The 21,519-nt window shown below is 73.5% G+C and carries 14 protein-coding genes and 1 riboswitch; of the genes, 7 read left to right on the forward strand and 7 right to left on the reverse strand.

Annotation, left to right across the window (positions count from 1 at the left end; all coding sequences use genetic code 11):
• Positions 1-640: 640 nt before the first annotated feature.
• Positions 641-1,180: a MarR family winged helix-turn-helix transcriptional regulator gene (locus PUR26_RS16980; protein ID WP_329873239.1), complete on the reverse strand. Its 540-nt coding sequence runs from the start codon at positions 1,178-1,180 to the stop codon at positions 641-643.
• 140 nt (positions 1,181-1,320) lie between these two features.
• Here PUR26_RS16980 and PUR26_RS16985 point away from each other — a divergent pair, with 140 nt between their 5' ends.
• Positions 1,321-2,613: an MFS transporter gene (locus PUR26_RS16985; protein ID WP_329873510.1), complete on the forward strand. Its 1,293-nt coding sequence runs from the start codon at positions 1,321-1,323 to the stop codon at positions 2,611-2,613.
• An 83-nt stretch (positions 2,614-2,696) separates the two neighbouring features.
• Here PUR26_RS16985 and PUR26_RS16990 read toward each other — a convergent pair whose 3' ends face one another.
• Positions 2,697-4,352: an ATP-binding SpoIIE family protein phosphatase gene (locus PUR26_RS16990; RefSeq protein WP_329873240.1), complete on the reverse strand. Its 1,656-nt coding sequence runs from the start codon at positions 4,350-4,352 to the stop codon at positions 2,697-2,699.
• A 106-nt stretch (positions 4,353-4,458) separates the two neighbouring features.
• Positions 4,459-5,889, reverse strand: a complete 1,431-nt coding sequence (locus PUR26_RS16995) for an NAD(P)/FAD-dependent oxidoreductase (RefSeq protein WP_443077103.1) — start codon at positions 5,887-5,889, stop codon at positions 4,459-4,461.
• Positions 5,890-6,291: 402 nt separating this feature from the next.
• Here PUR26_RS16995 and PUR26_RS17000 point away from each other — a divergent pair, with 402 nt between their 5' ends.
• The gene (locus PUR26_RS17000; protein ID WP_329873242.1) at positions 6,292-7,098 is read left to right on the forward strand and encodes a TetR/AcrR family transcriptional regulator; all 807 of its coding nucleotides are present in this window, start codon (positions 6,292-6,294) and stop codon (positions 7,096-7,098) included.
• Between the two features lie 258 nt (positions 7,099-7,356).
• Positions 7,357-9,333: a sigma-70 family RNA polymerase sigma factor gene (locus tag PUR26_RS17005; protein WP_329873243.1), complete on the forward strand. Its 1,977-nt coding sequence runs from the start codon at positions 7,357-7,359 to the stop codon at positions 9,331-9,333.
• A gap of 122 nt (positions 9,334-9,455) precedes the next feature.
• Here the strand turns inward: PUR26_RS17005 and PUR26_RS17010 are convergent, their stop codons facing one another.
• Positions 9,456-11,549, reverse strand: coding sequence for an asparagine synthase-related protein (locus tag PUR26_RS17010; RefSeq protein ID WP_329873244.1), 2,094 nt, complete (start codon positions 11,547-11,549; stop codon positions 9,456-9,458).
• Positions 11,550-12,156: 607 nt separating this feature from the next.
• On the opposite strand from PUR26_RS17010, the gene PUR26_RS17015 reads away from it, so the two are divergent.
• From PUR26_RS17015 to PUR26_RS17030, 4 genes are all read left to right on the forward strand, one after another.
• Positions 12,157-13,590, forward strand: a complete 1,434-nt coding sequence (locus PUR26_RS17015) for an MFS transporter (protein ID WP_329873245.1) — start codon at positions 12,157-12,159, stop codon at positions 13,588-13,590.
• Positions 13,591-13,670: 80 nt separating this feature from the next.
• On the forward strand, positions 13,671-14,891 hold the full coding sequence (lhgO, locus tag PUR26_RS17020) for an L-2-hydroxyglutarate oxidase (protein ID WP_329873246.1): 1,221 nt from the start codon (positions 13,671-13,673) through the stop codon (positions 14,889-14,891).
• Between the two features lie 70 nt (positions 14,892-14,961).
• Positions 14,962-15,771 carry a tRNA (guanosine(46)-N7)-methyltransferase TrmB gene (gene trmB / locus PUR26_RS17025; protein ID WP_443077094.1) on the forward strand — a complete coding sequence of 270 codons (810 nt, stop codon included), beginning with the start codon at positions 14,962-14,964 and terminating at the stop codon, positions 15,769-15,771.
• Positions 15,772-15,968: 197 nt separating this feature from the next.
• Positions 15,969-17,309 carry a PrsW family intramembrane metalloprotease gene (locus PUR26_RS17030; protein WP_443077104.1) on the forward strand — a complete coding sequence of 447 codons (1,341 nt, stop codon included), beginning with the start codon at positions 15,969-15,971 and terminating at the stop codon, positions 17,307-17,309.
• A gap of 22 nt (positions 17,310-17,331) precedes the next feature.
• Here the strand turns inward: PUR26_RS17030 and PUR26_RS17035 are convergent, their stop codons facing one another.
• The 3 genes from PUR26_RS17035 to PUR26_RS17045 all read right to left on the reverse strand — a co-directional run bounded on the left by PUR26_RS17035 (position 17,332) and on the right by PUR26_RS17045 (position 21,339).
• Complete coding sequence (locus PUR26_RS17035) at positions 17,332-18,276, reverse strand: aldo/keto reductase (RefSeq protein ID WP_329873247.1); 945 nt, start codon at positions 18,274-18,276, stop codon at positions 17,332-17,334.
• Between the two features lie 309 nt (positions 18,277-18,585).
• Positions 18,586-19,635 carry a M23 family metallopeptidase gene (locus PUR26_RS17040; RefSeq protein WP_329873248.1) on the reverse strand — a complete coding sequence of 350 codons (1,050 nt, stop codon included), beginning with the start codon at positions 19,633-19,635 and terminating at the stop codon, positions 18,586-18,588.
• An 11-nt stretch (positions 19,636-19,646) separates the two neighbouring features.
• A riboswitch (cyclic di-AMP (ydaO/yuaA leader) is annotated at positions 19,647-19,781 on the reverse strand.
• Positions 19,782-20,142: 361 nt separating this feature from the next.
• On the reverse strand, positions 20,143-21,339 hold the full coding sequence (locus tag PUR26_RS17045; RefSeq protein ID WP_329873249.1) for a PP2C family protein-serine/threonine phosphatase: 1,197 nt from the start codon (positions 21,337-21,339) through the stop codon (positions 20,143-20,145).
• Positions 21,340-21,519 lie beyond the last annotated feature (180 nt).

The following is a 21,519-nucleotide window of genomic DNA, read 5'->3' on the forward strand; positions in this document are numbered from 1 at the left end:
CTTTCCTCCGGGCGCTTCCCTTCGGTCTTTCGTGTTTCCAGCTTAGCAGATCCGATTTCCGTTTCCGCCACCCGCTGGAGCGGGCTGCCGGGCCGTTCTCCGCTTTCGCGTTTCCCTTTCCGGCGGTTCCGACTCTATCAGATCCTTTCGGGCCTGATTCCCAGTCAGCGGGAGTTGTCTTTGCGGCTGTTGGGCCGTTCCGACGTTTCAAACTCTAGCGGATTTCCCGGGCGACTCATAATCGAGTCTTCGAAATGAATTCCGGCATGCCGGAATACGTCCCGATCGGGAGGCAGTGCTGAGTTTGGTTGCCGCATTCGCGGCGGGATGGCTGTCGCAGAACCGTTCCGGCTCCGTGACAACTCGAAGAACCTTACGGATCGGCGGAGGCCGTGTCAACTCCCCTCCGCCGGACGGGTCACGCCCTGCTCCGGGCGGGTGAGCCCGGCACGGTCGGGACGGGAAGAAGGTCCGAGGAGTGTCCGGAGAGTGCCGGCGCCTCCCTCCCCTGGGAGGGCGGGGGCTGCGGCCTGCGGGTCGTGCACTCGCCGGCGGCGGTGGGGGCACACCCCCCGCGCCCGGAGGGGCTGCCGGGAGGACGTACAGGGTGTCGCGGCCGACGGAACCTCCCGGTCACCCCCTAGTCCAGGTCGGTGAGCCGGCCGCCGGCGTCCGGCTGGGCGTGCTCCACGCGGCGCAGGAGGCGGATCAGCATCTCCCCCAGCACCCCGCGCTCCTCGCTCGACAGGTCCTGGAGGAGGTCCTCCTCGAAGCCCGTCGCCATGCGCATCGCTTCGAGCCACTTGGTGCGGCCCTCGTCCGTCAGCTCCACGATGACGCGGACCCGGTTGTTCTCGTCCCGGTCGCGGGTCACCAGGCCGTCGCCGGCCATGCGGTCGATGCGGTGCGTCATGGCCGCCGGAGTGAGACCGAGGCGCTTCGCGAGCTCGCCGGGGCCCAGGCGGTAGGGCGCGCCGGACAGGACGAGGGTCTTGAGGACCTCCCACTCGGCGTTGCTGATGCCGAGCTCGGCGACCTGCCGCCCGTACGCGACGTTCATCCGGCGGTTCAGCCGCCCGAGGGCGGAGACCACCTTCTCGACCTGGGGGTCGAGGTCGCGGTACTCGCGCTGATAGGCCGCGATCTGCTCATCGAGGCTCGGCTCCTGGGTGTCGGACATGCGCAGGAGTATTCCACGGCCTTGGTTGGCGTTGAAGTCCTTCGATGTGTACAGTTAAGGATCGAACTTTAGTATTGAAGTCTTCAGACTTCAGTCCTCCGTACCTTCAAGCTTCGAAGCAGGTGAGTGTGACCAAGGCGATGGGCGCTGCGATGCGCCGGATCCAGGCAGGCAACGCGCTGAGCGCGTTCGGGCTCGGGTTCACCGTTCCGTATCTCTATGTGTACGTGGCTCAGGTGCGGGACCTGGGCGCCGGTACGGCGGGTGCCGTACTGGCGGTCTTCGCCATGGCCGCTCTTGTGGTCCTGCCCTTCACCGGACGGGCCATCGACCGGCGCGGGCCGCTGCCCGTGCTGGTGGGCGCCGCTCTCCTTGCCGCGATGGGGTCCATCGGCATGGGCCTGTCCGGCAACGTGCCGGCGGTCGTGCTGTCCGCGGCGCTGCTCGGTGCCGGTACGGCGGTCATGCAGCCCGCGCTGGCGACGATGATCGTGTGGTGCTCGTCCACGTCCACCCGGACGCGGGCCTTCGCCACGCAGTTCTTCCTGCAGAACCTGGGTCTCGGCGTCGGCGGCCTCATCGGCGGCCAGATCGTCGACGCGAGCCGCCCGGGCAGCTTCCTCCTGCTGTTCTCCATCGAGGCCGCGATGTTCCTGGTCCTCGCGGGGATCGCCGCCACCGTGCGGATGCCGCGTACGCCGTCGATCGCGGACGCGCGCCCCGAGAACACCGAGGCGAAGGCCAGGGGCGGCATGCGGGCGCTGCTCGGACACAAGGCGATGGTCCAGCTGTGCGGTCTGGGCTTCGTGCTCTTCTTCGCCTGTTACGGACAGTTCGAGTCGGGTCTGGCCGCCTACGGGACCGAGGCCGCCGGCATCCAGCCGTCCACCCTCGGCATCGCCCTGGCCGCCAACACGGCCGTCATCGTGGTCGCGCAGTTCCTGGTGCTGCGGTTCGTCGAGCGCCGCAGCCGGACCCGCGTCATCGCGGGCGTCGGGCTGATCTGGACCGTGGCGTGGCTGTTCGCGGGGTACGCGGGGCTCGGACACGGCAGCCAGACCATGGCGACGGCTGCCTTCATCACCACGTACGGGCTGTTCGGGCTCGGTGAGGCCATGCTGTCGCCGACCGTGGCGCCGCTGGTGGCGGACCTCGCCCCGGAGTCGATGGTCGGGCAGTACAACTCGGCCTTCGCCCTGGTCAAGCAGCTCGCCCTGGCGGTCGGTCCCGCGGTGGGCGGCCCCATGGGAGCCGCACTGCACGGACCGTACGTCGTGACGTTCGTCCTCTTCTCGCTGGGCATCACCGTGCTGGCCCTGCGGCTGGGCCGCAAGCTCACCCCGGCGCAGGACCATCCTTACCTCGTCGCGACGTCGCGCGTCGTGGCCCGGCACAAGCCCGGGCAGCCGGTGGAAGCCACCGCCCAGGGGTGATCCGGCCGGCGGCCCCGGGCCCCGGCTTCGGGGCCCGGGGTCTTTCGTCCGGGTCGGGCCCGGCAAGATCCGGACAAGAGGCCCTAGTCGGGCAGCGCGAACTCGCACCAGACCGCCTTGCCGCCTCCGGGCGTGCGGCGGCTCCCCCAGGACGAGGCGATCGTGGCGATGATCGAGATGCCGCGACCCGCCTCGTCCTCCGTTTCGGCACGGCGGCGGCGCGGCAGGTGGTCGTCGCCGTCCGTCACCTCGATGATCAGCCGGCGGTCCGTGCGACGGAGCCGCAGACGCATCGGCGGTGTCCCGTGCTGGAGGGAGTTGGCCACGAGCTCGCTGGTGGCGAGGACGCCCAGATCGCGCAGTTCGACCGGGAAGCGCCAGCTGGCGAGCACCCCGGAGGCGAAGGCACGCGCGCGGGGAGCCGCCTCGACGCCACCGAGCAGGTCCAGCGCGGCATTGTGGAACAGCTCGGCGTCGGCTCCCGTACGCGAAGGGTGCTGGAGGACCAGCACGGCCACGTCGTCGTCGTGCTCCGCGGTGACACCAAGGGCCCGCAGCAGCCGGCCGCAGACCACCTGGGGGCTGCCGGTGGCGCCGGAGAGGGCGCGCTCCAGGGCCGCGACGCCCTCGTCGATGTCCTCACGGCGCCGCTCGACCAGGCCGTCGGTATAGAGGACGGCCGTCGAGCCGGGCGGCAGGGCGATCGTCCCGGAGGTGTGCAGCCAGCCGCCGGTGCCGAGCGGCGGACCCGTCGGGTCCTCGGCGCGCCGGACCGTGCCGTCCTCGTCCCTGACGAGGATCGGGAGGTGGCCCGCGGACGCATAGACGAGACGGCCCTCGTTGGGGTCGTGGACGGCGTAGACGCAGGTGGCGATCTGGGTGGCGTCGATCTCGGAGGCGAGGCCGTCGAGGAGCTGGATCACCTCGTGGGGCGGCAGGTCCAGGCGCGCGTACGCACGCACGGCCGTGCGCAGCTGCCCCATCACGGCGGCCGCCCGCACCCCGCGGCCCATGACGTCGCCGATGACCAGTGCGGTGCGGCCCGCGCCCAGCGTGATCACGTCGTACCAGTCGCCGCCGACCGCGGCGTCCGTACCGCCCGGCTGGTACGTGGCGGCCACCCGGAGGTCGTCGGGCTGCTCCAGCTCCTGCGGGAGCAGGGATCTCTGCAGGGTGACGGCCGTCTCGCGGTGCCGGCGCTCGCTCGCCCTGAGGCGCTCGGCGGCCTCCGCGTGATCGGTGACGTCGGCGGCGTGGACCAGGACCCCGCCGCCCTCCTGGCCGCGCGTGTCGACGGGCAGGCAGGCGACCGTGTAGGAACCGCCGCCCCGCGTCCGGCGGGACTTGACCGTGCGGGGCTTCCCGCTGCGCAGGACCTGGTCCATCAGCGGGAGCAGTCCCAGCTCGGCCAGCTCGGGACAGGCGTCGGCGGCGCGGCCGCCGGCCGCCCGGGGGCCGAACGCGGCCGCGTAGGCGTCGTTCACGTACGCGATGCGGTGCTCAGGGCCGTACGCCAGGGCCACCAGACCGGGCAGGCTCCCGAGGATCTCCCGTACCGAGAAGTCCTCCAGGGCCGGGGCGCCGTCGGGCGGGGGCTCCGGCTGCTGATCGGACCCGCCTCGCGCCGCGGGCACGGAGCCTTCCCCTCGCTGCGCCCGCGAGCTCCCATGGTCGGTACCGCGCGCGGCGATGCGGCGCTGCGAACCGGGGAATCGGGCGCTCCAACGCGTGAAGTTCACGGATCTGTATGCCTCGTGGTGTCGTTGCCGTGCTGAGTCACTCTGTGCAGGTGTGAGCCCACCTATGGTCACACGTCCAGTGTGACCGACCGCACTGACAATGCGGTCAGTCGGACTTCGGACCGCCGTCGGCGGTTCCGCCCTCCGCGGCCTCGTCCGCGGCGCTCCTGGGGCCGGCGGCCGGTCCGGTGTCCGGCACGGCGCCCTCCGCCCCCCCGCCCGGGCCGCTCCGGGCGGTCTTCCCGGGAGGCGGAGGAGCCGCGGCGAGTTCGAACTCGGCCCGCGGGTGTTCCAGCGACCCGAGCGAGACGATCTCACGCTTGAAGAGTCCGGCGAGGGTCCACTCGGCGAGCACGCGGGCCTTGCGGTTGAACGTCGGGACCCGGCTCAGATGGTAGGTCCGGTGCATGAACCAGGCCGGATATCCCTTGAGCTTGCGGCCGTAGACATGGGCGACACCCTTGTGGAGGCCGAGCGAGGCGACGGACCCCACGTACTTGTGGGCGTACTCCTTGAGCGGGCGCCCCTGGAGGGAGGCGGCGAGGTTCTCGGCGAGGACCTTCGCCTGGCGCACCGCGTGCTGGGCGTTGGGCGCGCACTCCCTGCCGGGCAGGTGGGCCGTCACGTCCGGGACGGCGGCGGCGTCCCCGGCCGACCAGGCGTGTTCGACGCCCTGGACCGTCAGACGGGCCGTGCAGACGAGGCGCCCGCGTTCGTCGAGGGGCAGATCGGTGGCGCCGAGGACGGGCGCGGGTTTGACGCCCGCCGTCCACACGACCGTACGGGTCGGGAAGCGGCTGCCGTCGCTCAGTACGGCGACGCGGTCCACGCACGACTCCAGGCGGGTTTCGAGGCGTACGTCGATGTTGCGGGCGCGCAGCTCGCGGACGGTGTACCTGCCCATGTCCACGCCGACCTCGGGGAGGATCCGGTCGGTGGCCTCGACCAGGACCCACTTCAGGTCCTCGGGCTTGATGTTGTGGTAGTACCGCGCGGTGTAGCGGGCCATGTCCTCCAGTTCCCCGAGCGCTTCGACCCCGGCGTAGCCGCCTCCCACGAACACGAAGGTGAGGGCGGCGTCGCGGATGGCGGGGTCGCGGGTGGAGGAGGCGATGTCCATCTGCTCGATCACGTGGTTGCGCAGCCCGATGGCCTCTTCGACGGTCTTGAACCCGATGGCGTAGTCGGCGAGCCCTGGTACGGGGAGGGCGCGGGAGATGGAGCCGGGCGCGAGGACCAGTTCGTCGTAGGAGATCTGCAGCGCGCCGGCGCCCTCCTCCTCGGAGGCGAGGGTGTCGATGGTGGCCGTCCGCTTGGCGTGGTCGACGGCCTTCGCCTCACCGATGACGATCCTGCACGCGGGAAGGACCCGGCGGAGCGGCACCACGACGTGGCGGGGCGAGATGTTGCCGGCCGCCGCCTCGGGGAGGAACGGCTGGTACGTCATATAGGGGTCGGGGGTGACCACGACGATCTCGGCCGAGCCGCTTCTCAGCTCGGTCCTGAGCAGCCGCTGTAGGTGCAGGGCGGTGTACATCCCGACGTAACCACCGCCGACAACGAGAATGCGCACAGGTTCGGTCACCTACCCATGACGCAACGGGCTCCGGGGTTTGTCCACAGCCACGACAGATTGTGTGACCGGAAGTCATGCCGGGCGAGAGGGGGCCGAAGCCCCATTGTGCGGACGACGGCGCAGGTCAAGGGGTGGGAGAAGGGGTGTGGGAGGGGGCAGAATCGGGAGTGTTCAGGCCCTTGCTCCGATCGGGGGGCGCACCGGACGGAACTGCCCCTTCTGAATTGACCCCGACTCAACTATGTTCGTATGTCGTCGGGGTGTCGGGTCGTTGCGCGCATGACCTGAGCGTGTCGGGTCCGGGGCCCCGGATGTCAGGGCGGGGAGTCTCCGGGGGGAGACATCATTACCGGGGGAACGGTTATGCACATTCAGGATTCTCATTGGCAGACCGTCGTCGCGCCGTCGACCGACGGGATCGGCGGCGGCAACGGCGCGGGACACGGGCTGGGACGCGCGGTGACCAGTGCTTCCAGCCGCACCGCGCCGTTGCGCGTGGACGCCCAGCGCAATCTGGAGCACGTCCTGCGGGCCGCTCGCGAGGTGTTCGGCGAGCTGGGGTACGGAGCGCCGATGGAGGACGTGGCGCGCCGAGCCCGGGTCGGGGTCGGTACGGTCTACCGGCGCTTTCCCAGCAAGGACGTGCTGGTCCGCCGAATAGCCGAGGAGGAGACCTCCCGGCTGACCGAGCAGGCGCGTACGGCCCTGGGCCAGGAGGAGGAGCCCTGGTCGGCGCTCTCCCGGTTCCTCCGGACGTCGGTGGCGTCGGGCGCGGGCCGGCTGCTGCCGCCGCAGGTGCTCCGGGTGCGCGTGGACGACACGCCGGCCGAATCGCCGGAGGGTCCGGGCGAGCCGCTGGACGAGGCACGGGTGCCGCAGCAGCGGGCCGCCTCCCAGACCGATCCCCGGCTCGTCGTACCCCGCGCGGTGACGGCGCCGGCGGACGAGCTGGAGGGGACGGGCGCGGCCGAGCTGCTGGAGGTCGTGGGGCAGCTGGTCGACCGGGCCAGGGCGTCCGGCGAGCTGCGGGGCGATGTGACGGTGGCGGACGTGCTGCTGGTCATCGCGACGGCGGCTCCCTCGCTTCCGGACGCGGCACAGCAGAGCGCGGCTTCGACGCGGCTGCTCGACATCCTGCTGGAAGGCCTGCGGTCCCGGCCTGCGGCGTGACGCGCTGACCTCGGGCCCGGCGACACCGGGCCCGGAGTCCGGGGGTGAGGTCCGGGTGCGGTCTCGCCTCCGGCCGGCCCTGGTCCGCCCGCCTGTTCGGTCCGGCTCCGCCGGGCCCGAACAGGCGGGGGTGGGAACTGGCATTCGGGAACCGTCCCCGGATGAGTGGTTGGTGGGCTCACGCACCCGGGCGCGGGGTCGCGCCATGTCACTCTGGCCCGATGTTCGGGTCTGAGCAGTGGTACGGGAACCTCCGCGATGAGCGGTGACGATCGGGACGGACCCCTGCCGGACGGCGGCGGGGCGACGGGGACGGGCCGACGGCGCGCCGCCGGCCGGGCGCCGGGCCAGGTGCCGGGCCAGGGCGGCCCGGGGGGCTCCTCGGGTGCCGCCGGGAACGACGGACCCGCCGCCCCGGATCCCACCGGGCCACCGGCCCGTGAAGCGGGCGTCCCCGCGCAGCGCGAGGGCGGCGCTCACGACTCCGTGCTGCCGCCGCCCATCGGGCTTCCCCCCTCGGACGCCGAACTGATCCGGTGGCTGCGGGCGGGCGACGACAGCGCGTACGAGGAGCTGTTCCTCCGCCATGCGGACGCCGTGCGGCGCTACGCCCGTACGTGCTGCCGTGACGCGCACACCGCGGACGACCTGACCGCCGAGGTGTTCGCCCGCACGCTGCAGGCGGTACGCGGTGGCGCCGGGCCCCGGCACGCCGTGCGCGCGTACCTGTTCACGACGGTCCGGCGCGTGGCCGCGGCCTGGTCGAGGACCGCCCGCCGCGAGCAGCTGATCGAGGACTTCGCGGTGTTCGCCTCCCAGGCGGCCCGTTCGGCCGGGGTCCCCGACCCCCGGACGCTCGACCTGGGCGCGGACGTCCGGGCGATGCACCGGGCCGAGCAGTCCCTGGCGATGCGGGCGTTCCGGTCGCTGCCCGAGCGCTGGCAGGCCGTGCTGTGGCACACGACGGTGGAGGAGGAGTCGCCGAGCGAGGTCGCGCCGCTGTTCGGGCTGACCGCCAACGCCACGGCGGTGCTGGCCGGCCGGGCCCGGGAGGGCCTCAAGCAGGCGTATCTCCAGGCCCATGTGAACCAGGCGCTCGTCTCGGGCGGCGACTGCGCGCGGTACGCCGACCGGCTGGGCGCGTACGCCCGCGGCGGGCTGCGGATGCGGGCCGAGCGGGGCCTGCGCAAACACCTGGAGGAGTGCGCCGGATGCCGGCTGGCGGCGGGCGAGCTGGAGCAGGTGAACGCCGGGATCCCGGCGCTGCTGCCGACGGCCGTCATCGGGTGGTTCGCCGCCGGGTTCTCGGTCAAGGCCGCCGGCGTGGTGGCCGGTGGTGTCGCGGGCGCCGCCGGGGCGGGCGCGGCCGCCGCCGGGGCGGGAACCGGGGGCGCGGCGTCCGCGGGCGGGGCGGCCGGCGAGGCCCTGGGCGTCCCCGCGAAGGCCGGCATCGCGGCCACGGCGGCCGTCGCCGCGACCGCCGGGCTGGTGTGGGCGCTGTCCGGCGACCCGCAGCCCGCGCCGGAGCCGGCGGCCAGGCCGCCCGCCGTACAGCCCGCCGTACCGCCGGAGACCGCCCCGCGGCCGCCGGGGCCCGCGCCTCGCGCACCCGCCCCGCCGAGCCCGGAGCCGAGCCCGCCACCCGCGCCGGCCCCTCGTCCCGTCCCGGCGGAGCCCGCGCCCCCGCCTCCTCCGCCCGCCCCCGCCGCGCCCACGCCGACCGCGTCGAGGACCGCTTCCCCGCCGGCTCCGAAACACCTTCCCAGGCCCGCCCCGAGACCGGCTCCCCCGCCCGCCCCCGCCGTCTACCGGGTCAGCGCCCTGCGTTTCGGCCTCACCGGCGACCACACGAAGCCGGAGGTGCGGATCGGCGGGTCCGGCTGGGTGTGGCAGCGCCGGGACATGTCGATCGGCGGCAAGCGGTACGGGCACGGGGTGACCGTGCACGCCTCCTCGTCCGTCACCATCGACCTCAACCGGCGGTGCTCCGCGTACGACGCGCTCGTGGGCGTCGACGACCTGACGAGGGGTCTGGGGGCGGTGCGGTTCTCCGTGTACGGGGACGGGGAGAGGCTGTGGCGCTCCCCGGTGGTGCGGAGCGGGGACGCGGCGGTGCCGGTGCACGCCGGGATCACCGGCCGGACGTCGATCCGTCTGGTCGTCGAGCCGCATGACGTACCGCTCGGCTCGGTGGCACTGGCGGACTGGGCACAGGCGCGGATCAGCTGCCGTTGACCGCCTTCGGGCGAGCACTGCCCGGCGACCGCCGCCGGACGGGTGCCGCCGGACGGGTGCCGCCGGACGGGTCCGTCTGAAGCGGACGGAGAAGCGGACGCGACCGGAGCCGTCGGGTCCGCTCAGGACCGGAGAGTCGGGCGGGGGACTCCTGCCGCGACCGCGCGCTGACGAGGGGCCGCCGTGCCCGTCCAGCACGTGCCCCGGCGGGAGAGGAGCCGGCGGAGCCACAGCTCCGTGGAGACCAGGTCGGCGATGCCGTCCAGCGGCACCGGTTCCCCCTCGGCCGCCGCCCGCAGGGCCTTGCGGACCACCCGCGCCTCGATCAGCCCCGCGTCCGCGAGGAGCGGTGCGTCGAAGAGGACCATCAGATGGGGGAGCGAGAGCCGCAGTCCCGCCCGGGTCGCGGCCGCCGAGGGCGCGTGGGAGGTGGCCCCCCAGCCGGCGGGCAGCTCGTGGATGCCCGCCCCCGCCAGAACGGCGCGCAGGATCTCGGCGCGTGCCCCGGGCTGGACCCGCAGCGATTCGGGGAGGTCGCGGCAGGCCCGTACCACCTGGTTGTCGAGAAAGGGGGCGTGCAGTCGCTGGCTGCGCACTTCGGCGGCCTGTTCCAGGATCCGGTGGTCGGCCGCGTGCCGGGCGAGGGCTGCCCTTGCCCTGGCCTCTCCGGGCCGTTGGACGGAAGTGGGCCTGGTGGCCGCCTCGTTGAGGCGAACCGATACTTCAGCGAGGGCCTCACCGGTGAGCCAGCGCGCGGCGGGACCGGGCCTCGACCAGGCGAGGGCGGCCAGGGACGCGCCGAGGGGGTCGTTCAGCATTCCGTTCAGGGAGCTGCGGTTGGCCTCCAGCAGGCTGTCCGCCGCGGTCTCCAGACCGGTGCGGTACGGCGTCCGGGCCAGTCTGCGCGCCGCCCGGTAGACGGTGAGCGGCACCAGCAGGGAGCCGGCGGAGGGTCCGGTCGCCTTGGCCAGCGCGGTGACCGGCCGCAGCAGGTGGCGGCGTCTGCGGTCCATCAGCAGATCGGCGAGGCGCGCCGGGTGCGCGTCCAGGACCTGCCGGGCACCGTGCCCGGTGAGGTGGTCGGCGCTGCCCGCGGCGAGCCGTCGCCGGTGGCGTTCGGCGGTCACCAGCGAGGGCCCCGGCTCGTCGGTGAGCGGGCCTTCCAGTCCGGCGTACGGCAGGGCCTCCTCGGCCGCGGCGACCACCACATGGTGCAGGCGCGGGTTCTCGGCCATGGCGCGGGCCCGCTCCAGTTCGGCCTCCCGGCCGCCGGTGGCGAGGTCGTTGAAGGTGACGGCGAGCAGCCGTTCCCCCGCCCCCGTGCCGTGTCCGATGATCGTGCCGGGTACGCCGGGCAGTCCGGCGGCGAGCAGGGCGAGGGTGCCGGAAGCGCTGCCTCCCGACAGGTCCGCGCCGATGCCCGGGGCGGGCGCCCCGCGTGCCGCGCGCCGTTCGGCCGGGCCCATGCCGGGCACGGGCCCCGGGTCCGGGGGCAGCGTCCCGGGGGCGTGCCGGGGAGCGGTGAGCCGGGCCCGTACCGCCTCCACCAGCGCGTCCCGCACGCCGTCCACCGCGCGGTCGGGGTCGACCTGGGGCGCGGCGACGGCGAGCGAGGCCACCGGTTCGTACCCGGTGATCTCACGGGAGCCCTCGCGCAGGACGAGCGCGTGACCGGGCGGGACCCGTCTGACGCCCGCGTACGGGGTCGAGTCGCGCAGCGCCTCGGGGGTCTCGGGGCAGGCGAGCAGCGCCGCCAGGTGCCCGATGTCGAGCTGGGCCTCGATGAGGTCGGCGAGCGGGAGGGCGGCGGTGGCGAACGCCGTGCCGTTGGCCCACGGGGTGTGGAAGACGGGTCTCGCCCCGGCCAGGTCGCCGGCGATGATGATGCGCCGGCCGGTCTGGACGACGGCGGTGTAGCTGCCCGCCCAGGCGGTCAGATGCCGCATGGCGCCGCCGCGCGCCGCGAACAGGCCGACCTTCAGCTGTTCGTCGCTGGCGGCGCAGCAGCCCAGCACGGCGAGGCGGGTGAAGGGATCGACGGTGACCACGCGGACCTCGTCGGGGCGCCAGTCGCCGACCGCCCACAGCGGATCGGGGTCGCCCCAGAGGAGTTGGCCGCCCACCGGATGCATGGTCCGGCCGTCGTCGTCGGCCCCGACGGCCCCGGCCGTACCGAAGCTCGCGGCGATACTGCTCCATCCCACCAGCCACCGCATCGCCGCCTCCACAGCCTGTGGACAACCCTCAGCACGCGAGAGGAGTGACCTCTCGCTGAGGACATGCTGCCACGACAATGGCGCACAGGAGGGGCTACGGAGCGCGCGCACGAAAAGGGAACGCGCCCCTGGCATGAGCCATCTGACGACGATTCACGGATGGTTCGACCTGTCGAACCATGGGCATCATTCAGCCAATCTCCACGCCCACCCGAACCGTGTATTTGTCCGTACATGTGTCGCATGTGTCCATACAACAGTCCGGGAGGCGCTGTCCGCCCCCCGGACCGGTCCGCCGTCTGCGGGGAATGAGACGGCGGTGTCCCCCAGCCCACTGGTTCCAGTACGCAGCGGGCCGACCCACGCAGTACCCATGGAAGCGCTCCCTCACCGGCCGGGCGAGAGCGCACACCCGGGCGCACGGCCACACACCGGGAGCACGATCACCGCGTGGCGGGCGCACGCCATCCACGCGTACGCACAACAATCCCGCCATAGGGAAGAGCGCCTCTTAACGGTCGGGATGCGGCGAACTACGCTGGGTTTACGAATGCCGCGCGCCTATGCCTGGCGTCACGGCGGCCGTCTGTGGGTCGAGGGGTGGCGCATGTCCAGGGAGCTACGCGGGCCGAACGAGAAGCTCGGCACCGTTCTCGCCCTCGCGGGAATCAGCAACGCCGGCCTCGCCCGGCGGGTCAACGACCTCGGAGCACAGCGCGGGCTGACCCTCCGGTACGACAAGACGTCGGTGGCCCGGTGGGTGTCGAAGGGCATGGTGCCCCAGGGCGCCGCGCCCCACCTCATCGCGGCCGCGATCGGGGCGAAGCTCGGCCGCCCGGTGCCGCTGCACGAGATCGGCCTCGCGGACGCCGATCCGGCGCCCGAGGTGGGTCTCGCGTTCCCCCGCGACGTGGGCGAGGCGGTGAAGTCCGCGACCGAGCTGTACCGACTGGATCTGGCCGGGCGCCGGGCGGGCGGCGGCGGGATCTGGCAGTCACTGGCCGGATCGTTCGCGGTGAGCGCGTACGCGACGCCCGCCTCCCGCTGGCTGATAACGCCGGCCGACTCCTCGGTGGAGCGGTCCGTGGCGGCGCTGGAGGGCGGCCAGGACGACGGGTCCCACGCGCGCGTGGGTCACAGCGACGTGGCCAAGCTCCGGGAGGCCGCGGAGGACGCGCGCCGCTGGGACTCGAAGTACGGCGGCGGGGACTGGCGCTCGTCGATGGTCCCGGAGTGCCTGCGGGTGGACGCCGCGCCGCTGCTGCTGGGGTCGTACTCGGACGAGGTGGGCCGGGCGCTGTTCGGGGCGACGTCGGAGCTGACCCGGCTGGCGGGATGGATGGCGTTCGACACCGGACAGCAGGAGGCCGCCCAGCGGTACTACATCCAGGCGCTGCGGCTCGCCCGGGCGGCCGCCGACGTCCCGCTCGGCGGCTACGTCCTGGCGTCGATGTCGTTACAGGCCACCTACCGGGGCTTCGCCGACGAGGGCGTGGACCTCGCCCAGGCCGCGCTGGAGCGCAACCGGGGACTGGCGACCGCGCGGACCATGTCGTTCTTCCGGCTGGTGGAGGCCAGGGCGCACGCCAAGGCGGGCGACGCGGTGGCCGCCGGGGCCGCCCTGAAGGCGGCCGAGGGCTGGCTGGAGCGTTCCCGGGAGGGGGACGCCGACCCGTCCTGGCTGGGCTTCTACTCCTACGACCGGTTCGCCGCCGACGCCGCCGAGTGCTACCGGGACCTGAAGGCGCCGCGCCAGGTCCGCAGGTTCACGGAGCAGGCGCTGTCCCGGCCGACGGAGGAGTTCGTCCGCTCGCACGGGCTGCGCCTGGTGGTCAGTGCCGTGGCCGAGCTGGAGTCGGGCAACCTGGACGCGGCGTGCGCGGCGGGAACCCGCGCGGTGGAGGTGGCCGGGCGGATCTCCTCGGCGCGCACCACCGAGTACGTACGGGACCTGCTGCACCGGCTGGAGCCGTACGGCGACGAGCCGCGGGTGGTGGAGCTGCGCGAGCGGGCGCGTCCGCTGCTGATGGCTCCGGCGTGAGCCACGTCCCACCGCGTCGCACCTGGTTTAACGGCTTTGTCAGTGGGCCAGTGCACTATCTGGGGTGGGAGGTGGCACAGGTGTCCGCGTACGGCGACGACAGAGACGACGGTGCGTACGACTGCGACGTGCTGGTGATCGGCGGCGGGATCATCGGGCTGTCGACGGCGTACGCCCTCACCCGCGCCGCCCCGGGGACCCGGGTGGTGGTCCTGGAGAAGGAGCGGGGGCCGGCCCTCCACCAGACCGGCCGCAACAGCGGCGTGATCCACAGCGGCATCTACTACCGTCCCGGCTCGCTCAAGGCGCGCTACGCGGTGCGGGGCGCGGCCGAGATGGTCAAGTTCTGCGCGGAGTACGGCCTGCCGTACGAGGTCACGGGCAAGTTGATCGTCGCGACGGACCGGGCCGAGCTGCCCCGGCTGCACGCGCTGGTCCAGCGCGGCCGCAAGAACGGCATTCCGGTCCGTGAGCTGGGCCCCGCCCAGATCAGCGAGTACGAACCGCGGGTGCGCGGTCTCGCGGCGATCCACGTCGGGACGACCGGGGTGTGCGACTACGGGGCGGTGGCGGAGCAGCTCGCCGAGTCCTCGGGGGCGGACATCCACTACGGCGCCGAGGTCACCGCCGTCGACCGGCGGCCCTGGGGGGTCGCGGTCCGTACCGCCACCGGGGCGATCGTCCGCGCCAAGGTGCTGGTGAACTGCGCGGGGCTGCACTGCGACCGGGTGGCCCGGCTGGCGGGCGACGACCCGGGCATGCGGATCGTCCCGTTCCGGGGCGAGTACTACGAGCTGGACCGGCCCGGCCTGGTGCGGGGCCTGGTCTATCCGGTGCCCGACCCGGCGTTCCCGTTCCTGGGCGTGCATCTGACCCGGGGCATCGACGGGGGCGTCCATGTGGGGCCGAACGCGGTGCCAGCGCTGGCCCGCGAGGGGTACGGCCGGCGCGACGTGCACCCCGGCGAGCTGGCCGGCACCCTGACCTGGCCCGGGTCCTGGCACATCGCGCGGCGCCACTGGCGGTACGGCGCGGGGGAGCTCCACCGGTCGCTGTCGAAGCGCGCCTTCACCGAGGCGGTACGCCGGCTGCTTCCGGCCGTCGAGGAGGCGGACCTGCGTCCGGCCCCGGCGGGGGTGCGGGCCCAGGCGGTGCTGCGCGACGGCACCCTGGTCGACGACTTCCTCATCCGCGAGGCCCCGCGCACGGTCCATGTGCTGAACGCCCCGTCCCCGGCGGCGACGGCCTCGCTGCCCATCGGCCGCGAGGTCGCGCGTCTGGCACTGCGCCACCTGGCCTGAGCCGCCCCGGGCCCGTCCGCCGCGCGGGCCCGCCCGAGTGGTGCGCGGGGTCCGTATCATCGAGAGCACTGTGTCCGAGAAAACCGAGCTGACCCCCAGCCCCGCCGCCCCGCCCGACGAGTCCCGCGCACCGGCCTCCTTCGTGCGCAGGGAGAGCCGGATGTTCCCCGACGGCACCGGCCCCTCCCCCGATCCCGCCGGGTCCCACTTCGAGCGGCGCATCCGCAGCTTCCAGCCCCGCCGCAGCCGGGTGACGCCCGGCCAGGAGGACGCCCTGCGGCGGCTCTGGCCCGCCTGGGGCCTGGACATCGACGGACAGCGGACGCTCGACCTCGGTGAGATGTTCGGCGGTCTGCCCACGGTCCTGGAGATCGGGTTCGGGATGGGCGAGGCGACCGCGCTGATGGCCGCCGCCGACCCCTCGACCGGCATCCTCGCCGTGGACGTCCACACGCCGGGCCAGGGCAACCTGCTCGGCCTGGCGGACCGGGCCGGGCTGACCAACGTCCGGGTGGCCAACGGGGACGCGATCATCCTGCTGCGCGAGATGCTCACGCCCGACGCCCTCGACGGCGTACGCGTGTACTTCCCCGACCCGTGGCCCAAGAAGCGGCACCACAAGCGCCGGCTCATCCAGCCCGAGTTCCTGGACCTGGTCGCGACCCGGATGAAGCCGGGGGCCGTGCTGCACTGCGCCACGGACTGGGAGCCGTACGCCGAGCAGATGCTGGACGTCCTGACCGCGCACCCGCGCTTCGCCAACACCGCGGCCGACGGCGGGTACGCGCCCCGGCCGGCGTTCCGACCGCTCACCCGGTTCGAGGGTCAGGGACTGGACAAGGGGCACGTGGTCCACGACCTGATGTTCGAGCGCGTGTAGCAATGCCGTCGCCGACTGTCAGTGATCCTCGTTAGGGTCGTCGGGTGTCCGAGCCGTCCCCGCAGCATCCGCCGCAGCACCAGGCCGCCCCACCGCAGCACCGGGGCGGCCCGGCGTACGAGCACACCACCCGGCCGCACGAGCACACGGGCCCCCCGGGGCCCCCGGTGCACGACCGGGCCGGCGCACCGGGACACCTGACCGGTCCGGCGCACGACCGGGCCGTCGCCACGCAGGCGCCGTACGGTCCGGCCGTGCCCGCGTACGACCCGGAGCCGTCGTTCGACGCCGTGCCGGAGCGCGCCCGCTGGCGCTACAAGGCGCCTCGGGCGTTCTGGCGCGGCAAGGCGGTGCGGGCCGTCGCCGTCTTCACCGTGCTCGCCCTGTGCGGCCTGGTGATCCTCGCCATGGTGCGGGAGCAGACCGGCACCGAGGGCTTCCTGGTCGGCCTCGGCCTCGCCCTGCTGCCGGTGCCGCTGCTCATGGCGGCGTTCCGCTGGCTGGACCGGGTGGAGCCGGGCCCCTGGAAGAACCTGCTGTTCGCGTTCGCCTGGGGTGCCTGCGCCGCCGCCCTCGTCGCGATCATCGCGAACACCTTCGCGACCCGCTGGATCGCCACCGCCACGGCCGACCCCTCGTCGGCGGACACCCTCGGGGCGACCGTCATAGCGCCCGTGGTGGAGGAGAGCGCCAAGGCCGCCGCGGTCCTGCTCGTCTTCCTGTTCCGCAGACGGGACTTCACCGGTCTCGTCGACGGCGTGGTCATCGCCGGTTTCACCGCGACCGGCTTCGCCTTCACGGAGAACATCCTCTACCTCGGCAACGCCTTCGGGGAGGACCAGGCGTTCGGTACGTCGGGCTTCGCGTCCGCCACGGCCGCGACCTTCTTCGTCCGCATCGTGATGTCGCCGTTCGCCCACCCGCTCTTCACCGTGCTCACGGGCATCGGCTTCGGCCTCGCCGCGCTCACGGCCCGGCACAGGCGGATCCGCCGCATCGCGCTCCCGGTGCTCGGACTGGCCCTGGCCATGGGCATGCACGCGCTGTGGAACGGCTCGACGGCGTTCGGACCGTGGGGGTTCTACGCCGTGTACCTGGCCTTCATGGTGCCCGCGTTCGGGCTGCTGACCTGGCTGGCGGTCTGGACGAGGCAGCGCGAGCTGCGCACCATATCCGGCGAGCTGCCCGCCTACGCCGCGGCCGGCTGGCTCTCCGCCGCCGAACCGCTCGCCCTGTCCTCGATGCGTGCGCGCGGCGTGGCCCGGGACTACGCGGGCCGTACGTACGGTGCGGCGGCGGCACGGGCGGTCGGCGAGTACGAGGCGTTCGCGACCTCCCTGGCGTTCCTGCGGCACCGGGCCCGCCGGGGTGCGGCGGGCCCGGACTTCATGGCGCGCGAACAGGAGCTCCTGCACCACCTGTGGCAGCGCAAGGAGATAGCCGGCCCGGCGCTCACCTACGCGGCCCAGGCGACCGGCCGGGTGTGGACGCCGCCCCCGTACATGAACTACGGCGGCTACAACCCGTACCGGTACTGACGGTACTGAGCCCTGCCCGGGTCTACTCCGAGGCGGCGGTCAGGGCCGCCAGCTCGTCCGCCGTCAGTTCCAGACCGGCGACCGCCAGCAGGGCGGGCAGCTGCTCGGCCGTACGGGCCGAGGCGAGCGGCGCCGCGACGGTCGGCCGGGCCGCCAGCCAGGCGAGGGCGACCGTGGCGATCTCGGCGCCGCGCTCCTGGGCGACGGTGTCGAGCGCGCCGAGGACCTTGCGGCCGCGCTCGGTCTCCAGGTGCTTGCCCGCGCCCTCGGCCCGGGCGCTCTCGACGCTCGCGCCCGGCCGGTACTTGCCGGTGAGGAAGCCGGAGGCCAGCGCGAAGTACGGCACGGCGCCGAGCCCGGCGCGCTCCGCGGTCTCCAGGAGCTGTCCCTCGTAGGTGTCGCGCGAGACCAGGTTGTAGTGCGGCTGGATCGCGGAGTACGCGGTGAGGCCCTCGCGCGCGGAGAAGTCCAGGGCCTCCTGGAGCCGCTCGGGGGTGATGTTGGAAGCGGCGACGGCCCGCACCTTGCCCTCCTTCACCAGCTGGTCGAGAGCGGTGACGAAGTCCTCGACCGGCACGCCCGGGTCGTCGAAGTGCGTGTAGTACAGGTCTATGTACTCGGTGCGCAGACGGCGCAGCGACTCCTCGACCGCGGCCTTGATGTTCGCGGGGGCGAGGCCCTTGTACCGGGGGTGGGCGCCGACCTTGGTGGCGATGACGACGTCGGAGCGGTTGCCGCGGGAGGCCAGCCAGTTGCCGATGATCGTCTCCGACTCACCGCCCTCGTTGCCCGGTGCCCAGGCCGAATAGCCGTCGGCGGTGTCGATGAAGTTGCCGCCCGCGGCGGCGTACGCGTCGAGCACGGCGAAGGACTGCGTCTCGTCGGCGGTCCAGCCGAACACGTTGCCGCCGAGCGCGAGCGGGAAGACGTCGAGCCCTGAGGTGCCCAGAGGGCGGAGAGAAGTCATGGGGGGATCAACGACGCAGCCCCCGGGAGCATTCCGGGGAGCCGGAACCACGGGACCGGGCAGGACCGCGAGCGGGCGGGACGGCAACCGGGCGGGACGGCAACCGGGCCGGGCGGCTACCGGGCCGGGCGGCAGGAAACCGAAGGGAAGCAGGCAAAAGGGCGGCGGGGAACCCGGCGGGGAGAAGGCCGGCAGCCCTGGCGTCGGGGGGTGGGAGGCCAGGGCCGCCGGGGGCCGTTCACGGGTTCCGGCACCGGATCGTCCCGGTGCGCCGCGGAGCCCGGCGCGAAGGGGCGGGAGGACAGGGCGTCAGACGGTCAGGCCCTTGCTGCGCAGCCAGGCCGCGGGGTCGATGCCGTCGCCGCCCGACGTGCGCACCTCCAGGTGCAGGTGCTCGCCGGTCACATTGCCGGTGGCGCCGACCCGTCCGATGGTCTCGCCGGTGCCGACCTGCTGTCCGACGCCGACCGTCATGGACGAGAGGTGGCAGTACCAGATCTCCGTACCGTCCTCCAGCTCCAGGACGATGCGGTAGCCGTACGAGCCGGAGTAGCCGGCCGACTTGATGGTCCCGCTGTGGACGGCCTTGGTCGGGGTACCCGCCCGGGCCGCGAAGTCCAGGCCGGTGTGGTGCCCGGAGGACCACATGGAGCCGGACTGCCCGTACGTGGCGGTGAGGGTGTACGAGGAGGTGGGCAGGGAGTAGCTCGACGCGAGCTTGGCCAGCCGCGCGGCCTCCGCCTTCGCCTCGGCTTCCGCCGCCGCCTTCTTCTCGGCCTCCTCGGCCTTCTTCTGGGCGGCGGTCTGCTGGGACTTCGCCTCGGCGGCGGCCTGCTCGGCGGCGGTCTTCTCGGCGGCCGCCTTCGCCTCGGCGTCGGCGGACGCCTGCTGCTGTTCGGCCTGCTGGAGGATACGGACGCGCAGCGCCTCGCCGGCGTCCTCGGCCTCCTGGCCGGCCTGGTCGTCCCGGCCTGCCCCGCGGTCGTCGCCGGAGAGGGACAGGGCGGTGAGCGGCGCGTTGTCGGCGGTCCCCGTGACGCCCTCGCCCTCGTCCTCGTCGTCGAGGAGGGAGCCGATGTCCGGCAGGTCGGGCAGGGAGATGGAGACCGCGGGCTTGTCCTGCGCGGTGGCTATGCCGCCCGCACCGACCGCCGCGATGACTCCGACACCGAGGACGGTGGAGCTGCGGGCGAGACCGCCGCGCTGCTTGGCGACACGATGACGGCCGCGAACCGGGCGAACGGTGTCCTCGGTGGGATTCCACTCCGCCCACTGCGTGTTTGCGGGCGTGGCGTCAGGGGCACCCGAAGGGCCGGGAGAGCCGGGAAAGACCTCGGGAGCAGGACTGTTGGACGCCACGGAGGCGCACTCCTTTCCTTCCTTCTCGCCTACCGGGTTAGCTGACGGGTTCGGAGCAGGAAGGTCTCCTACGGGTCTGGTTCGACCCGATTCACCCCAAGGTGGTGGTTCCCCGGTTCCCTTGCGGAATTCGGCGCGCGCGCACGGTGCCGTCTCTTGCGACGACTGGGACGACCGCGCTGCGTTATCGAACGTTAATAGACGCGAGGGCCGTATTCCAAGCTGTTCCTACTGATCATTACCGTGCTGGCCAGGACGTACCGGGTCACACACGGGCACAGCCGGGCGAGTTGACCGCCCCTCAGAAACACCGGCCGCCTCTTATTTTTCTGACCGTTCGTCAACTGTTATGCGGAGTGGTGCTCGTCGACTACGTACCGTGGTCGAGTCCCTCCCGGCGTACCCCTGCCACGCGGTCGCCCTGGCGTCACCGCGGTCGCCGCGGCCACGGCAAAGCGGCAGACACGGCAGACACGGGGGACACGGCGGCAACAGCAGTCACGGCAGTCACGGCACCAATGGGATCGTCGTCCGCCGGTCGGGCTGCCCCTCCTCGGGCCGGCTGACCGCCAGCAGCGCCAGGTCGTCGGTCGCCCCGCCGCCTGTGTGCCGCCGCACGTCCTCCACCAGCGCGTCCAGCAGTGCCTCGGGCCCCGGGAAGACCCGCCCGGCCAGCCGCGCCACCGGGTCGTAGAACTCCCCCCGCGCGTCGCGCGCCTCGGACAGCCCGTCCGTGTAGAAGAGCAGCGTCGCCCCCGGCGGGTAGGACACCTCGTACGCCCGGTCCGGCCACGCCGCCAGGTCGGCCATGCCCAGCGGCAGCGCGGTCTCGTTCGGCTCCAGCAGTTCCACGGTCGCGTCGGGGTTCATCCGCAACGGCTCGGGATGGCCCCGGTCGACGATCCGCACCACGGTGTCCCCGCGCGGGATCTCGGCCAGTACGGCGGTGGTGAACCCCTCGAAGGCGTCCAGTCCGTCGCGCCGGGTGCCCTCGCGCGCGAGCGCGCGCTCCAGCCGCTGCGCCACGCCCTCCAGGGAGCTCTCCTGCTCGGCCGCCTCCCGGAAGGCGCCGATGACGACCGCGACCGCCTCGACCGCCCCCAGACCCTTGCCTCGTACGTCGCCGACCACGAGCCGGACGCCGTAGGGCGTGTCCTGCACGGCGAAGAGGTCGCCGCCGATGTACGTGTCCGCCTGCGCGGCCTCGTACCGCGCCGCGATGTCCAGACCGCCGATCCGTTTGGCGGGGCTGGGCAGCACGGCCCGCTGGGCGGTCTCGGCGATCACCCGCGCCGAGGCGAGACGCTCGCCGCCCCGCCGCACGACCCGGTTGATGAACAGCGCGAGCGCGGAGACGGTCCCGATGGTGACGACCTCGGTCAGGGCCGGGGCCTCGTCCATGGTCCCGCCGTGGAGGCGCAGCACCACCACGGCGACCAGGGCGACGAGGCCCGCCAGCAGCGTGGCGCCGAAACTGAAGAAGGGCGCCGCGATCAGCGGGGCGGCGGCGAAGAGCGGCACCGCCGTGAAGCGTGACGGGGTCGACACGTCGTAGATCACCCCGCCGATGATCATCAGGGCGGGCAGCGAGCGGATGAACAGATGGACCCCCTCACGGTCCCGGCCGGGTCCGGGCGCCCGGCTCCCGCGCGGGGAGCGCACCAACCCGCCCCGGCCGCCGCCGTCCCGCGCTCGCTGCCCCACCACTGGTCTCCTGCCCGCTCCGCCCACCGCTGCGGACGGTACCGCCCCCCACCCGGGCCGGCCGGAGCCGCGCCGCGTGGCGACTCGCCGTCCGCCGACCGGGCGATACACCGCCCCCGGCCCGGGCCGCCCCGGAGCGCCCCACCCCGGCACACGCGAAGACCGGACACCACGAAGGCT

It is taken from the genome of Streptomyces sp. SP18CS02 (assembly GCF_036322365.1).
In the GTDB taxonomy this organism is placed as follows: Bacteria; Actinomycetota; Actinomycetes; order Streptomycetales; family Streptomycetaceae; genus Streptomyces.

Bases quoted from the DNA above. Each gene is read 5' to 3' on its own strand.
- PUR26_RS17005 (WP_329873243.1), top strand. From the start codon at position 7,357: ATGAGCGGTGACGATCGGGACGGACCCCTGCCGGACGGCGGCGGGGCG.
- PUR26_RS17010 (WP_329873244.1), bottom strand. From the start codon at position 11,549: ATGCGGTGGCTGGTGGGATGGAGCAGTATCGCCGCGAGCTTCGGTACG.
- PUR26_RS17015 (WP_329873245.1), top strand. From the start codon at position 12,157: ATGTCCAGGGAGCTACGCGGGCCGAACGAGAAGCTCGGCACCGTTCTC.
- PUR26_RS16980 (WP_329873239.1), bottom strand. From the start codon at position 1,180: ATGTCCGACACCCAGGAGCCGAGCCTCGATGAGCAGATCGCGGCCTAT.
- PUR26_RS16995 (WP_443077103.1), bottom strand. From the start codon at position 5,889: ATGTACACCGCCCTGCACCTACAGCGGCTGCTCAGGACCGAGCTGAGA.
- PUR26_RS17000 (WP_329873242.1), top strand. From the start codon at position 6,292: ATGCACATTCAGGATTCTCATTGGCAGACCGTCGTCGCGCCGTCGACC.
- PUR26_RS17035 (WP_329873247.1), bottom strand. From the start codon at position 18,276: ATGACTTCTCTCCGCCCTCTGGGCACCTCAGGGCTCGACGTCTTCCCG.
- PUR26_RS16985 (WP_329873510.1), top strand. From the start codon at position 1,321: ATGGGCGCTGCGATGCGCCGGATCCAGGCAGGCAACGCGCTGAGCGCG.